Raw genomic sequence first — 14,208 nt, 5'->3', positions numbered from 1 at the left:
CCTAGCTGTGCTGTTCAGGCAGGTTGGTCAATCTGCTGATGGGTGGTTGGCCGCCGATGGCGGTGTGGGGCCTGTGGTGATTGTAGGAGTGCAGCCAGGCCGGGAGTGCGTTGCGGCGGGCTGATTCGGAGTTGTAGTGCCGTGCGTATGCCCAGCCGTCGGCGAGGGTGCGGTGGAAGCGTTCGATCTTTCCGTTCGTCTGCGGACGGTAGGGCCGGGTCCGTTGCGGTCGGATGCTGAGCTCGGCGCAGGCGTCGCGCCAGGCGTGTGAGCGGTAAGCGGAGCCGTTGTCGGAGAGCACCCGTTCGACGGTGACGCCACGGCCGGCGAACCAGCCGACCGCACGACGCAGAACAGCGATGGCGGTGGCGGCGGTTTCGTCCTCGTGGATCTCGGCGTAAGCGACACGGGAGTGATCGTCGATGACGGTATGAACGAACGCCGTGCCGGTGATCATGTCGCCGGCGATCCCGCGTTTGCCGGTCCTCTTCGCGGTGATGGCCTTGTTCCGCTCTCCCTGGAGACGTCCGACGTAGCGCCAGCCGCCGCCGTCGGGGATGTTGCCGAGCTTCTTGACGTCGACATGGATCATCGAGCCGGGATGCTCGTGCTCATAGCGGCGGGCGGGCTCACCGGTGCGGACGTCGACATGGCTGAGTCGATTGATCCGGCACCGGGCGAGGACCGCGTGAACGGTCGAGGCGGGCATGCCGAGCTGAGCGCCGATACCGACTGGTCCCAGCCGCTTCTTCCACCGCAGGTGCACGACTTTGCGGACCAATCTTCGCGGGGTCTTGTTCGGGCTGTGATGCGGCCGTGACGAACGGTCCAGCATCCCCGCCTCGCCCATCTCCACGTAACGACGAGCCCATCGGTCCGCGGTGCGCCATGACACTCGGAAGCAGGTCGCCGCCGCAGCGACAGACCAGCCGTCGTCGACGACTTGGCGGGCCAGGCGGAGGCGTTGGCGAGGGGTCAGCGCAGCGTTAGCGTGGGTCACGAGGACCTCCTTGGTCATCGAGTGCGGGAACTAGACAGCTCCACTCTCGACCGGGAGGTCCTCACCCGTCTATCGCGTCACACCTCAACCAACGTCCCCGGACAGCACACCTAGCCGTTGAAGAAGCGCGCGATCGTGCTCTGCGTGACAGCGTCTTGTGCTGGGCGTGATCTTCATCGCATCCTTGGGTGCCTTGCTTGCCGCGTCCGGCGGTCGCGATCGGACACCTCTTCTGGTGGGCGTGCTGATGACGACAACGACTGTTCTCGGGATCATCGGCGTTGGAACTCGTCGTGCGCCAACACACGATCGAGGTGTGGGCGTGGCATCGCGGCAGCGTCGAACGAAGGATGGCGATTCACGCAGACCAGCGCAGCCGCGCAATCCGTTTAGACGACGAACACTTCCCCACGCGATTCATGATCTGGTGGCTATCCGACGGTGTCGAGCACGCCCTGGCGCTCATCCCCATACGATCGGGCGGCTTGGTCCGGCGAACGACCCCCGAAGCGGATATCCGGATCGTCGCGCAGCGAGTTCGAGATCTCGGCTTCGACCTGAGCGGTTTGTGAAGCGCAGGACGTCGCTCTCCGCGGGACGTGCCCTTCGGCAACGATCTCTCACGCTGTCTCTCCTTTGACGGCGCGGGAGCAGCGATTCCGACACCGACCGGTACCCGGCGGTCGCGGGGCCCTGGAGCGGCGTGCTGCGGACGCGGATTGCGATAGTGTTCGGGCGTGATCCCGATTGAGAACCTGATGGCGTTCGCGATCGCGTCGGTCGTCATCATCGTGATCCCCGGCCCCAGCGTGCTCTTCGTGATCGGCCGCTCCATCGCGCTCGGACGACGCGCCGGCGTGCTGAGTGTGGTCGGCAACGCGCTTGGCACGGTGCCGGCGGTGATCGCCGTGGCCTTCGGGCTCGGAGCGATCGTCGCCGCATCCGTCGTCGCCTTCACGGTCATCAAGATCGTCGGAGCCCTGTACCTGATCTACCTCGGCGTCCAAGCCATCCGTCATCGCCACGCGCACGTGGGAAGCGCCCAGGGGGCGCCCGCGTCAGCCGCGAAGCTCCTCCGACAGGGGTTCATCGTGGGCCTCACGAACCCGAAGACCATCGCGTTCTTCGTCGCCGTGCTCCCGCAGTTCGTGGACCCGGCCGCCGGCGCGGTCTGGGCGCAGCTTCTCCTGCTCGGACTGGCCTTCCAGCTTCTCGCCCTCGCATGCGACAGCGTGTGGGCTGTCACGGCGGGCACTGCTCGCGCGTGGTTCGCGAGGTCGCCGCGGCGCGTCTCGACCCTGTCCGGGGCGGGGGGCGTGATGATGATCGGGCTCGGCGGCACCCTCGCTTTCACCGGCTCCAAGAGCTGACGCCGACCTCAGCCGGCAGATGCTCTCGCTATCGCCGGCAGATCGTGGATGACGCGCCGTCGGGACAGGCGCAGCACCGCTCCCGTCTCGTCTGAAATCCGCCAGAGCCAGCCGGCGGACTCGGCTGGACTAGCCGGATGACGAACACGACAGCGCGGGCCACCGCCTTCCACGCACTCCACACGAACCAGAACCAGCCTCTCCTCCTCGCCAACGTCTGGGACGTCGCCAGCGCTCGACTCGTCGAGAGCGCCGGCGCCCACGCCGTCGCGACGACCAGCGCTGGTATCGCTTGGGCACTCGGACGCCCGGACGGCAACTCGCTGCTGCGCGAGGAGGCTGTCGCAGCGACCGCACGGATCACCGCCGCCCTCTCGGTGCCGGTCACAGTGGACATAGAGGCCGGCTACGCAGACGATGCAGACGGAGTGGAGCGCACGGTGAACGCTGTGCTCGAAGCCGGCGCCGTCGGGATCAACATCGAGGACGGTGCGCTGGCGCCGGACGAACTCGTCGATCGAATCAAAGCGGCGCGACGGGGCGCGGATCGCGTCGGGATCCCGCTGTTCATCAATGCCCGGACGGACGTGTACCTCGCTGACCTCGTCGCTCCCGATCATCTCCTGAGGGAGACCGTCGGCCGTGCACGCCGCTACCTGGACGCAGGAGCGAATGGCGTGTTCGTGCCCGGGCTTCGCGACGTCGCCACGATCGAGTCGGTCGTCGAATCCGTCGATGGTCCGCTCAACGTCATGGTCGGACCCGGCGCGCCGAGCGTCGCGGAGCTCGCACGGGTGGGTGTCGCTCGCGTGAGCCTCGGCTCCGGCGTCGCCCAAGCCGCATACGCCGTCGCCAGAGGCGCCGCCACCGAGCTACTGAGGGCCGGCACATACAGCCGCATGGCTCCGGCCATCGACTACTCCGAACTGAACGCGCTGTTCTAGCGACGCGGACCCACCGGCACCGGACGACGACTCGCGAGAGCGGGACCCCACCACGGAACGAGAGGAGAAGGACCCGAGGCACCACCGACTGTGCGCAGCGCTCAACGTGGACAGAAGGCGCGGCGAGGTCAGTAGAGCATCCCCATTGCGCTCCTGACCTCGTGCAGGGTGTCGTTCGCGATGTTCTGCGCTCGCTCGTTCCCCGCTCGTAGAACGGCGGCCGCATCCTCGATGCTGAGAGCGGCGCGGCGGGCGCGGTGCGCGGAAAGGAACTCGTTGACGGCTTCGGTGGTGAGGCGTTTGAGCGCGACGGCCCCGGCGCCGCATATCTCGTCTGCGATGTCGGCGGGGGTGCGTCCCAGGACGACCGCGGCCGTCGCGAGCAAGCCGGCCACCTCCGGACGATTCTCGGGGTCGTAGGTGATGGTGCGCTCGGAGTCGGTGCGGGCACGCCTGATGACGGCGGCGGTCTCGTCGGCCGTCATACCGAGTGCGATGGCGTTGCCGTAGCTCTTCGACATCTTGCGCCCGTCGAGCCCAGGCAACTCGGGGGCGCTGGTGACCAGGCCGACGGGCTCCGGAAACACGGCACCGTAGCGCTCGTTGAACCGACGGGCGATCGTGCGCGTGACCTCCACGTGCGGCAGGTTGTCCTTGCCGACCGGGACGAGATTGCCCTTGCAGAAGAGGATGTCCGCGGCTTGGTGCACCGGGTACGTCAGCAGCAGTCCGCTCAATGCACGGCCCGATGCCGCCAGTTCTGCCTTCACCGTCGGGTTGCGATGCAGCTCCGCCTCGGTGACCAGGCTGAGGAACGGAAGCACGAGCTGATTCAAAGCAGGCACTGCCGAGTGAGTGAAGATCGTCGTCGACCGCGGATCGAGACCTGCCGCGAGATAGTCGAGCACCGCCTCATAGACATTCTCACGGATGTCTCTCGCCACGTCGCGGTCGGTGATGACCTGGTAGTCGGCCACGACGACGAACGTCTCGACCCCGAGCGACTGGAGTCGGACCCGTTCCCGTATGGTGCCGAAGTAGTGCCCGAGATGAAGCCGGCCCGTGGGGCGCTCCCCCGTCAGGACCCGGAACCGTTCGGGGTGCCGCGCGATCTCAGCGCGCAGTTCGGGCATGCGCGCGGCGGTGGCGGTGAATGAGTCCATGTGTGCTCCTAGATCGAGGGAGCTGCACGGAGAGAGGTCACCGCGGGGTTCGCGGGCTGCCGTGCAGCCCGCGAATGTGCGCTACGGCTGCTCGGGCAGCCACCACCACGACGAGACGGTGAAACGCATGCGCTCACGCTACCCTCATCGGGACTCACTACCGAAAGCTTCGGTGGCCGAACACCACCTGCACAGCGATGCGTTTCCGGTGTGCGCACCCCGGAGACACGGGGACAACGCAGAATGACCGCCCCGAAGGGCGGTCATTCTGCCCTCCGACAGTGTGACAGCGACATCGTGGAGCTGGGGGGAATCGAACCCCCGTCCAGCGCTGAGATACCACGCCTTCTCCGGGCGCAGTCTGTAGAGACGTTCTGCTCGGCCCCGACCTTTGTCACAGACACCTAAGTCGACAGGCCCAGCCTGGGAAGAGTCCCGCGCGGCGTCCAGACGCCGCCGCGCAGCAAGATCCCTAGATGACGCCAGGGTCCGTGGCGGGATCACACACGGTCTGACGGACTATCGGGCTCGCTTAGGCAGCGAGGGCGAAGTCAGTGCGCTTTGCATCGGCACTTATTGGTTCGCAGGGGGCGTTTACGAGATAACCCTGCATCCTCGGCCCGCTTCTCGTGGATTCACAGGCGCTGTCGAAACCGATCAGCCCCGTGGCCTTCTCACGAAGGAGCCGCTGTCACACTGTGGAGTTGCCAACCGGGATGCCGCGACATCCCAGCATTTCATTCTACATGGACGCGCCGCGAAGGGCCCGGATGAGTAGGCTCAGCCCATGCCCTCGCCCGCACCGACCGCTCTCCCCGGAATCGCCGAGCGTCTGTCGCGGATGATCCGCATCCCCACGGTCTCCGCGGAGTTCGCAACGCGCGGCGCGGCGCCCTTCGAGGAGTTCATCGCCCTTCTCGCCGAGCTCTACCCCCTCGCGCACGCCGCGCTCGAGCTCGAGCGGCACGCCGACCTGAGCCTGCTCTACCGCTGGCGAGGACGGGCGGACGCAGACCCCGTCGTGCTCATGGGCCACTACGACGTCGTGCCCGCGGACACGGCGGACGGCTGGACCTATCCCGCGTTCGAAGGACGCATCGCCGACGGCCTCGTGCACGGACGCGGCGCGCTCGATGACAAGGGCTCGGTCGCCACCGTCATGGGGGCCGTCGAGAACCTGCTCGCAGCGGGCTTCACACCCGCACGAGACGTCTACCTCGCCTTCGGCGCAGACGAGGAGATGCGCAGTCTCGGCGCCGACGCGACATCCCGCGCCCTCCACGAGCGCGGCGTCACGCCGTGGCTCGTGCTCGACGAGGGCGGCGCCGTCATCGACGCCCCGCTGCCAGGTGTCGAGGGCACCGCGGCGATGGTCGGAGTGGGTGAGAAGGGAGTGCTGACCCTCGTGCTGACGGCGCGCGGCAGCGGCGGACATGCCTCCGCACCGCCCGACATGACCGCGATCCGCCGCATCGCTCAGGCCGTCGACAGGCTCGACGCGTCCACCTTCCGCGCCCGAACCCCGGCGGCGGTCAGTCGCATGATCGGGTCGCTCGCCGTCCGGGCCCGCGGAGTGGCACGCCTCGCCTACCGCATCCTGTCCGCGCTGCCGTGGCTCAACGCCCGCGTGTTCGCAGCGATGGGAGGTGAGCCCGCAGCGCTCGTGCGCACCACGGTGGCAGCCACCATGGTCGCCGGCGGCACCGCGGGCAACGTGCTGCCCGCCCACGCCTCGGCGACCCTCAACCTGCGGATCGCTCTCGGCGAGACGGTCGAGAGCACCATCGAACGCGTCGTGCGACGCATCGACGACCCGGAGATCGACGTCACCATCGTGCAGGGCAGCGATCCGTCGCCCGAGTCGCCCGTCGACGGCGGCCCGTTCGCACTCATCAGCCAGGCGGTCGCCGCCTCGTACCCGGACGCGTCCACGGTGCCGTACATCATGATGCAGGCCAGCGACTCCCGGTTCTACCACCGCTACTCCCCCGCCGTGTACCGGTTCTCACCGCTGTTCATGAACGCGGCGCAGCGGGCCACGATCCACGGCGTCGACGAGGCCGTCTCGATCGACTCCCTCGAGCGCGGCGAGCTGTTCTACCGCCATCTGCTGCAGAGCCTCGGATGAGCGCGCCGACCAGGCTCTCGCTCGGCGCCCTCGCCGGGGTCATCGGGTTCCTCGCGTTCGTCGAGTTCACGAGCGGCGTCATCCAGGGCTACTACACGCCCATCCTCACCGACATCGCCCGTGCCCTCGGCATCCCCGACGCCGACGTCAACTGGCTCGAAGGCACCCAGCTCATGCTGTCGGCCCTCGTCGTTCCGGCGATGGCCAAGCTCGGCGACATGGTCGGTCACAAGCGCATGCTCGTGGTCGCCACGGCGATCACGGCCGTGGCGTCGATGGTGCTCCCCTTCACGACCTTCTTCCCGCTCTTCCTGGCCGCCTGGGCGCTGCAGGGGTTCTACGTCGTCTGGCTGCCGCTGGAGATCGCCCTCATCTGGTCGCGCGCCCGCCGCTCCGGCGCGCCGTCGCTCATCACGGCGCGAGCGGCCGGCCTCCTCGTCGCGGCGCTCGAGACCGGCGCGATCGTCGGGGCCCTCGCAGGAGGGGCGCTCATCGGCTTCTTCCCGCTCACGATCGTGCTGCTCGTGCCGGCCGTTCTCGTCGTGGTCTGCCTCGTCGTCATCGTCTTCGGCGTGGTCGAGTCCCCGGACCCGGTCGGCGGCCGGCTGGACACGGTGGGTCTCGTGCTCATCTCGCTCGCCCTCGTCGCCTTCACGGGCGGCCTCAGCCTGCTACGGCTCTCGGGGCCGGGAAGCCTTCTCGCCTGGGCCGTGGTCGCGCTCGGGGTCATCCTGGTCGTGCCGTTCGCGCGGTGGGAGCTGCGGCAGCCGGACCCGCTCATCGACGTGCGCATGTTCCGCTCGCCCGCGCTCGGTCCTGTCTTCGTCACCGCGGGGCTGTTCGGCGTCAGCGTCCTCGGCGCTCAAGCGCCCCTGTCGACGTTCGCGCGCACGGATCCCGCCGTCTACGGTTACGGCCTCGGCACGAGCGGGTTCGCCACCTCGCTCATCATCGGGATCTACCTCGTGGCGATGATCGTCGGAGCCCTCCTCTTCCCCCGAGGTGCACGGATGCTGACGCCCCGCGTCACGCTGCTCATCGCCGCCGTGATGGTCGGGATCGGATTCCTGCTCTTCCTCCCCTTCCACTCCGCCTACGCGCAGGTGATCACGAACATGATCATCGTGGGACTCGGCTCGGGCGCCCTCGTCGCCGCGCTTCCCGCCGCCGCTGCAGCCGCCGCGCCGCCGACGCAGACCGGCGTCGCCACCGGACTCACGAACTCGGTGAAGACGGTCGGCGGAGCCATCGCCTCGTGCACGTTCGGGATCGCGTTGTTCGCGGGGACGGCCGCCGCCGCGGGAGAGCCGACGGGGACGGCCGGCTCGTTCTCGGGCTACGTCACGGTGTGGCTCGTGTGCGGACTCGCCGCGCTGGTCGCCGCGGTCCTTCTCCTGTTCGTGCCGAAGACCGCCTTCACCGACTGAGCCGGATCAGTCGCCCATCCGGTTGCGGGTGCGCATGGCGCGCTCGGCTTCGCGCTTGTCCTGCCGCTCACGCAACGTCTGGCGCTTGTCGAACTCGCGCTTTCCCTTCGCGACCGCGATCTCGACCTTGGCGCGCCCGTCCGAGAAGTACAGCTTGAGCGGCACGAGCGTGTAGCCGCCCGCCGAGATGGCGTGCGAGAGCTTGACGATCTCCTCGCGGTGCAGCAGAAGCTTGCGCGTCCGCTTCGCGGCGTGATTGGTCCAGTGACCCTGCGAGTACTCCGGGATGTGGACCGCATCGAGATAGGCCTCGCCGCCGTCGATGTACGCGTATCCGTCCGTCAGGTTCGCGCGTCCCTGCCGCAGCGACTTCACCTCGGTGCCGGTGAGGACGAGTCCCGCCTCGTAGGTCTTCTCGATGAGGTAGTCGTGACGCGCGCGGCGGTTGGTCGCGACGACCTTCTCTCCGCGTTCTCTGGGCATAGCCGAACAGTCTACGTCAGGCGCGGAGCCAACGGCGGATCGCGAAGCCCGCCGACAGCGCAGCCAGCACGATTCCGATCGCGACCATGACCGGGATCACGACCAGGAGATCGCTCGGCCCGACCCAGGTCGTGATGAAGGCGATCCGATCGCGCAGGTAGCCGTTGATACCGAACTGGACGCCCGCCCAGATCGCCGCGCTCGCGAGCACCGAGCCGATGAAGGCCGCGAACACGCCCTCCAGCACGAACGGCGTCTGGATGAAACGGTTGGAGGCGCCGACGAGCCGCATGATGCCGATCTCGCGTCGCCGTGCGAACGCCGACAGCCGGATCGTGGTGGAGATGAGCAGGACGGCGGCGATCAGCATCAGCGCGGCGATGCCGACGGCGATGTAGGTCGCGATCGTGAGCGCGGAGAACAGCGGCTCGAGGTACTGCAGCTGGTTCTGGACCTGCTCGACGCCCTTCATGCCGCTGAACGCCTCGGCGATCACATCCGAGTCGGTCGGATCGACCATGTTCACCGAGAACGTCGCGTTGATCTGATCCGGCGTGATGACGCCCTTGTACTCGGAGCCGAGGAGATTGAGCGCGTCCTCGTACGCCTGGTCGCTGGTCTCGAACGTGTAGCCACGGATGAGCGGGGCGAGCGCCGGCCCCTCCAGCTCGGCCTTCACGGCATCGATCTGGTCCTGTGTGGCCGCCTTGCCCTGATCGCACGTGGACGCGGTGGAGACGGTCGTGCACATGTAGACCGCCACCTGGGCACGGCCCTGCCAGAAGTCCTTCATCTGGCCGATCTGCATCTGCATGAGCACGGCGGCGCCGACGAACGTCAGCGACACGAAGGTCACGAGGACCACCGAGATGACCATCGAGGCGTTGCGGCGCAGGCCGCTCAGCGCCTCGCCGAGGATGAGTCCGAACCTCATCGCGTGGGCCCCACTTCGTCGTCGCCCCGGTCGAGGCCCAGCTTGTCGGCGAGACCGAGCTCTTCGACCATGACATCGGCGGGTGCGGCGGGCGGCTCCTGAGCCGCGACGACGGCCTGCTGGCTCGCCTCCACCGCCTCGTCGAGACGGAGCGGCTCGACCTGACCCGTCTCGGAGATCTCGCGCCGCAGCTCGATCACCGCGGTGAGCGCCGCGGCTGCCGCAGCGCCCTTCTCCGCCTGCGGGCCCAGCCGGGGGATTCCGGAGGTGTCGCCGTAGCCGCCGTGGCTCTCGTCGCGCACGAGCTCACCGTTCTGCAGCTCGATCACGCGGCGGCGCATCTGGTCGACGAAACCCGCCTCGTGGGTGGCCATGAGCACGGTCGTCCCGCCCGCATTGATCCGCGCGAGCAGCTGCATGATGCCGGTGGATGTCGCGGGGTCGAGGTTTCCGGTGGGCTCGTCCGCAAGCAGCACCTTGGGCCGGTTGACGAGGGCACGCGCGATCGCCACGCGCTGCTGCTCGCCGCCCGAGAGCTCGTGGGGCAGTCGCTTCTCCTTGCCGTCCAAGCCGACCAGCGCGAGCGCCTCGGGCACGGCCTGCTGGATGAAGCCCTTCGACGACCCGATCACCTGCAGCGTGAAGGCGACGTTCTGGAACACCGTCTTGGTCGGCAGGAGCCGGAAGTCCTGGAACACGGCGCCGACGTTGCGGCGGAAGTACGGGACCTTGCGGTTGGGCAGGGCACGAAGATCGCGACCGAGCACGCTCACCCTGCCCTGGCTGGGGACGTCCTCGCGGAGGATCAGACGCAGGCAGGAAGACTTGCCCGAGCCCGATGCGCCGACGAGGAAGACGAACTCTCCGCGTTGCACCTCGAAGTCCACGTTCGACAGAGCGGGTCTGGAGGTGCCGCGATACCGCTTGGTGACGTTCTCGAACCGGATCATGGCCGGATCAGCCTAAGCGTGCGAGTCGATGAATCAGCGCAGAACATGCGGCGCGCCGCATCCATCGTCCGCCGACACGGCGGCGATCAGTCGTCGTCGTCCTTGCGCTTGCGCCAGCGGATGCCGGCCGAGATGAAGCCATCGATGTCGCCGTCGAAGACCGGGGCGGGGTTGCCGACCTCGTAGCCGGTGCGGAGGTCTTTGACGAGCTGCTGACCGTAGAGGAAGTAGGAGCGCATCTGGTCGCCCCAGCTCGCCGTGATGACCCCGGCGAGCTCCTTCTTGGTGGCCGCCTCCTGCTCCTTCTGGAGCAGCATGAGACGGGTCTGCAGCACGCGCATGGCGGCGGCGCGGTTCTGGATCTGCGACTTCTCGTTCTGCATCGAGACGACGATGCCGGTGGGAAGGTGCGTGATGCGCACGGCGGAGTCGGTGGTGTTGACCGACTGGCCGCCCGGACCGGAGGAGCGGAAGACGTCGACCCGGATGTCGCTCTCGGGGACGTCGACCTCCTGAGCCTCCTCCATGACGGGGATGACCTCCACCGCTGCGAAGCTCGTCTGCCGCTTGTCGGCGCCGCCGAACGGGCTGATGCGCGCGAGGCGGTGGGTGCCCGCCTCGACCGAGAGCGTGCCGTAGGCATAGGGCGCGTCGATCTCGAACGTCGCGGACTTGATGCCCGCTCCCTCGGCGTAGGAGGTGTCCATGACCTTGACCGGGTACTTGTGACGCTCGGCCCAGCGCAGATACATCCGCAGGAGCATCTCGGCGAAGTCCGTCGCGTCGTCCCCGCCCGCGCCGGAGCGGATCGTCACGACCGCGGCGCGGTCGTCGTACTCGCCGTCGAGGAGGGTCTGGACCTCGAGGTCGCCGATCGTCTTCGTGAGCTCGGCGAGCTCGGAGCGCGCCTCTGCCGCCGACTCCTCGTCCTCCATCTCGTTGGCGAGGTCGACGAGCACCTCGAGGTCGTCGAGGCGTCGCTCCACCTCCGTGACCCGCTTCAGCTCCGCCTGACGGTGACTGAGCGCGCTGGTGACCTTCTGCGCCTTCTCGACGTCGTCCCAGAGGTCGGGGGCGCCGGCCTCCTCGCTCAGCCGAGCGATGTCGGCGCGGAGGGTGTCGACGTCCACCACCGCGAGGATGTCGGCGAAGGTGGCGCGCAGCGCCTGGATGTCGGCGGAGAGATCGAGTTCGAGCATAGCGATTCAGACTATCGCGGATACGGCGCCTCACGCGGCGGCCGTGCGCAGGCGACGTCTCCGGGCCAGAAGCCCCGCGCGGGGCGCGAAGCACCACGCCGCCAGGAACGCGGCGGTGAGCACGAGGACGATCGTGCCGCCGGTCGGCAGGTCCCAGGACCACGAGACGTAGAGGCCGAGCAGCGCCGCCCCCGCGCCGAGGAGCGGGGCGATCGTCATCATGACGCCCAGGCGGTCGGTCAGGAGCCGGGCGGTCGCCGCCGGCGTGATCAGCAGCGCGAGGACGAGGATGTTGCCGATCGTCTGCACGCTGATAACGACCGCCAGTGTCACGAGGACGTAGAGCACGAGGTCGAGCCAGAACACGCGCACGCCCATCGCTCGCGCCGACTCGCGGTCGAGACTGATCGTGACGAACTCCTTGTGGAAGAGGAACATCGCGGTCAGCACGAGCAGCCCCGTCACGGCGACCACCAGGACATCAGAGTCCGGGATGCCGGTGATCGAGCCGAACAGGAACTGCTGCAACGAACCGGCGTAGCCGGGAGCCTGCGAGATCACGACGATCCCCAGCGCGAAGGCGGCGACGAAGAAGACGCCGATGATGGAGTCCTCCTTCAGTCGGCGGTTCTGCGAGAACACGGCGACGAGCACGGCGGTCAGGATGCCGGCCACCGTGCCGCCGAGCACGAGGTTGCCGGACACGACGAACGCGACAGCGAGACCGGGGAACACGGCGTGCGCGACGGCGTCCCCGATGAACGCCATCCCCCGCAGCGCCACGAAGGTGCCGACGACGCCGCAGACGATCGAGGACATCACCGCCACCGCGAGCGCCTTGGGCAGGAAGGCGAGCTCGGGGTTGAGGAGGTCGAGGAGGAAGTCCAGCGGGTTCATCGCGCCGCCGCCGCCACGGCGCGCAAGAGCGCCGACTCGGGCCCGACTCCGAACGCCCGCATCCACAGCGCCGCGTCCGCGGCGAGCTGCGACGGCTCGCCGACGGCGATGACCGTGCGGTTGAGCATCGCGATCCGATCGCAGCCGTCGACCGCCCCCACGAGGTCGTGTGTCGTCATGAGCACCGCTCGTCCTTCGTGCGCGAGGTCGCGGAACAGCTCGGTGAGCAGCTCCTGGGTGGGCACGTCGAGCCCGGTGAAGGGCTCGTCGAGCAGCAGCACGGCAGGCTGGCTCACCAGTGCGCGAGCCACCAGCACCCGTTGCCGCTGTCCACCCGAGAGCTGGCCCACGGGCCGGTCGGCGAAGGCTCCCATGCGGACGCGGTCGAGCGCCTCCGCGACCCGCTCCCAGTCCGCGGCACGGGGCCGGCGGAGGAGGCCGAGTGCGCCGGTCATCCCCGTGACGACGACGTGCGCCACGGAGAGAGGGAAGTCGAAGGCGAAGTCGTGTCGCTGCGGCACGTATCCGATCGGCGCGCGCCCCGGGCGCGTCGATCGGCCCGCCACCCGCACGGTTCCTGCTGCCGGACGCAGGAGCCCGAGCACGGCGCGCAGCAGAGTGGTCTTCCCCGCCCCGTTGGGCCCGACGAGCCCGGTGAGCTCGCCCGCCGTGACGACGAGGTCGGCGTGCTCGAGCACACGTCGTCCGCCGAGGTCGACCGCGAGGTCGACGATCTCGACGGCGGGCGCCGCGCTCACGAGCGCCCCTCCGTCGACCGCGCCAGGGCACGGCGACGCGCACGGTTCCCGCGCACGACGACCACGACCACGCCCGCGACGAGGCCCGCCGCGACGACCACGATCGCGCCCACGAGCACGGGAACGAGCGGGTCCTGGGCGTCGGAGGACTCCGCTGCGTGCGAAGCCGCCTCCGCCGCGGTCGCGCGCGGGCCGCTCCAGGCCGCCGCCAGGGCGTCGTCCGGAGCGGTGCGGCTGCCGACGGCGAGACGGATCGTCTGCGTGTCGCTCACGGTCGAGCCGTCGATGAGGTCGGCGGAGGCCTCGAGCTCGACGAGGTACACCCCGGGCGCGGTGAAGGCCCAGTTCGCGTGGGTGTGCGTGTTGACATCCACCCACACCGGCTGGGGGTCCTGCGTGCGGGAGTCCCACAGCACCTGTGGCTCGCCGAAGCTTCCCGACTGCAGGAACACGGTCATGGTCCCCGGCCCTTCGACGCGGTGGAGCGTCAGTGTGATGCCACGGTCGATCTGTGCCATGACGTCGGGGTCCTGCGTGTTCCAGCCGATCCACACCACCTGCGGGTTCTGCGTCTGCGGGGACACCCACACGGTCGACCCCGGCGCCGCGCCGAGGAAGGCATAAGCGGGGTCGTCGGGGGCCGTCAGCTCTCCGGCGTCGACGACGTGGAACACGGTCTCGTCCGGGTATCGCCAGACGCTCGTGGCCGACGCGTCCGCCTTCGCGACGTCGTCGTGGATCAGGAAGGTCCATCGACCGTCGACGAAGCGCGGCCCCATGTCGACGTGACCGGCCCTCGAGGGTGCGCTCGCCGTGCACGATGGCTTGGCCCTGCTGGATCTGCTGATCGAGGTTCGGATCGTCCGCGGCGAACGCTGCGGCCGGACCCAGCACCAGCGCGACGGCAGCAAGGAGGACACCGCCGAGGGTGCGGAGAGGACGAGAGGATGTGCGA

At 68.8% G+C, this 14,208-nt stretch carries 14 protein-coding genes and 1 other RNA gene; 5 read left to right on the top strand and 10 right to left on the bottom strand.

The annotated features are described in order from the left end of the window. Position 1 precedes the first annotated feature (1 nt). Positions 2-1,000: an IS481 family transposase gene (locus QE381_RS01970; protein WP_307220378.1), complete on the bottom strand. Its 999-nt coding sequence runs from the start codon at positions 998-1,000 to the stop codon at positions 2-4. Positions 1,001-1,281: 281 nt separating this feature from the next. Here QE381_RS01970 and QE381_RS01965 point away from each other — a divergent pair, with 281 nt between their 5' ends. The 3 genes from QE381_RS01965 (at position 1,282) to QE381_RS01955 (ending at position 3,314) form a co-directional block, all read left to right on the top strand. Continuing rightward, positions 1,282-1,572 carry a hypothetical protein gene (locus QE381_RS01965; RefSeq protein WP_307215004.1) on the top strand — a complete coding sequence of 97 codons (291 nt, stop codon included), beginning with the start codon at positions 1,282-1,284 and terminating at the stop codon, positions 1,570-1,572. Between the two features lie 165 nt (positions 1,573-1,737). Next, complete coding sequence (locus QE381_RS01960) at positions 1,738-2,370, top strand: LysE family translocator (RefSeq protein ID WP_307215003.1); 633 nt, start codon at positions 1,738-1,740, stop codon at positions 2,368-2,370. 137 nt (positions 2,371-2,507) lie between these two features. Then, complete coding sequence (locus QE381_RS01955; protein ID WP_307215001.1) at positions 2,508-3,314, top strand: isocitrate lyase/phosphoenolpyruvate mutase family protein; 807 nt, start codon at positions 2,508-2,510, stop codon at positions 3,312-3,314. 128 nt (positions 3,315-3,442) lie between these two features. Here the strand turns inward: QE381_RS01955 and trpS are convergent, their stop codons facing one another. Then, positions 3,443-4,477 (bottom strand): tryptophan--tRNA ligase, encoded by a 1,035-nt coding sequence (gene trpS / locus QE381_RS01950; protein WP_307214999.1) that lies wholly within the window; start codon positions 4,475-4,477, stop codon positions 3,443-3,445. 295 nt (positions 4,478-4,772) lie between these two features. Continuing rightward, positions 4,773-5,142: a transfer-messenger RNA gene (gene ssrA, locus QE381_RS01945) on the bottom strand. 122 nt (positions 5,143-5,264) lie between these two features. On the opposite strand from ssrA, the gene QE381_RS01940 reads away from it, so the two are divergent. Beyond that, complete coding sequence (locus QE381_RS01940) at positions 5,265-6,605, top strand: M20/M25/M40 family metallo-hydrolase (protein ID WP_307214997.1); 1,341 nt, start codon at positions 5,265-5,267, stop codon at positions 6,603-6,605. Beyond that, positions 6,602-8,032, top strand: coding sequence for an MFS transporter (locus QE381_RS01935; RefSeq protein WP_307214995.1), 1,431 nt, complete (start codon positions 6,602-6,604; stop codon positions 8,030-8,032). Before QE381_RS01940 ends, QE381_RS01935 begins: the two co-directional genes overlap by 4 nt. Before the next feature lie 6 nt (positions 8,033-8,038). Here QE381_RS01935 and smpB read toward each other — a convergent pair whose 3' ends face one another. From smpB to QE381_RS01900, 7 genes are all read right to left on the bottom strand, one after another. Continuing rightward, positions 8,039-8,515 carry an SsrA-binding protein SmpB gene (gene smpB, locus QE381_RS01930; RefSeq protein ID WP_307214993.1) on the bottom strand — a complete coding sequence of 159 codons (477 nt, stop codon included), beginning with the start codon at positions 8,513-8,515 and terminating at the stop codon, positions 8,039-8,041. Between the two features lie 16 nt (positions 8,516-8,531). Further along, on the bottom strand, positions 8,532-9,449 hold the full coding sequence (gene ftsX, locus QE381_RS01925; protein ID WP_307214990.1) for a permease-like cell division protein FtsX: 918 nt from the start codon (positions 9,447-9,449) through the stop codon (positions 8,532-8,534). Beyond that, positions 9,446-10,399 carry a cell division ATP-binding protein FtsE gene (ftsE, locus tag QE381_RS01920; RefSeq protein ID WP_307214988.1) on the bottom strand — a complete coding sequence of 318 codons (954 nt, stop codon included), beginning with the start codon at positions 10,397-10,399 and terminating at the stop codon, positions 9,446-9,448. Before ftsE ends, ftsX begins: the two co-directional genes overlap by 4 nt. An 86-nt stretch (positions 10,400-10,485) precedes the next feature. Next, on the bottom strand, positions 10,486-11,598 hold the full coding sequence (prfB, locus tag QE381_RS01915; protein WP_307214986.1) for a peptide chain release factor 2: 1,113 nt from the start codon (positions 11,596-11,598) through the stop codon (positions 10,486-10,488). A 30-nt stretch (positions 11,599-11,628) separates the two neighbouring features. Beyond that, on the bottom strand, positions 11,629-12,495 hold the full coding sequence (locus tag QE381_RS01910) for an anchored repeat-type ABC transporter permease subunit (protein WP_307214984.1): 867 nt from the start codon (positions 12,493-12,495) through the stop codon (positions 11,629-11,631). Beyond that, a complete protein-coding gene (locus tag QE381_RS01905; RefSeq protein WP_307214982.1) occupies positions 12,492-13,253 on the bottom strand; it encodes an anchored repeat-type ABC transporter ATP-binding subunit in 762 nt (253 codons plus the stop codon). The genes QE381_RS01910 and QE381_RS01905 overlap by 4 nt, the downstream gene beginning before the upstream one ends. After that, positions 13,250-14,032, bottom strand: coding sequence for a choice-of-anchor M domain-containing protein (locus tag QE381_RS01900; RefSeq protein ID WP_307214980.1), 783 nt, complete (start codon positions 14,030-14,032; stop codon positions 13,250-13,252). The genes QE381_RS01905 and QE381_RS01900 overlap by 4 nt, the downstream gene beginning before the upstream one ends. Positions 14,033-14,208 lie beyond the last annotated feature (176 nt).

Origin of the sequence: Microbacterium sp. SORGH_AS_0888, from assembly GCF_030818905.1 — a bacterium.
Classification (GTDB): Bacteria; Actinomycetota; Actinomycetes; order Actinomycetales; family Microbacteriaceae; genus Microbacterium.
Note: the sequence above shows the minus strand (reverse complement) of the source record. Positions and strands in the feature narration are given on the sequence as shown.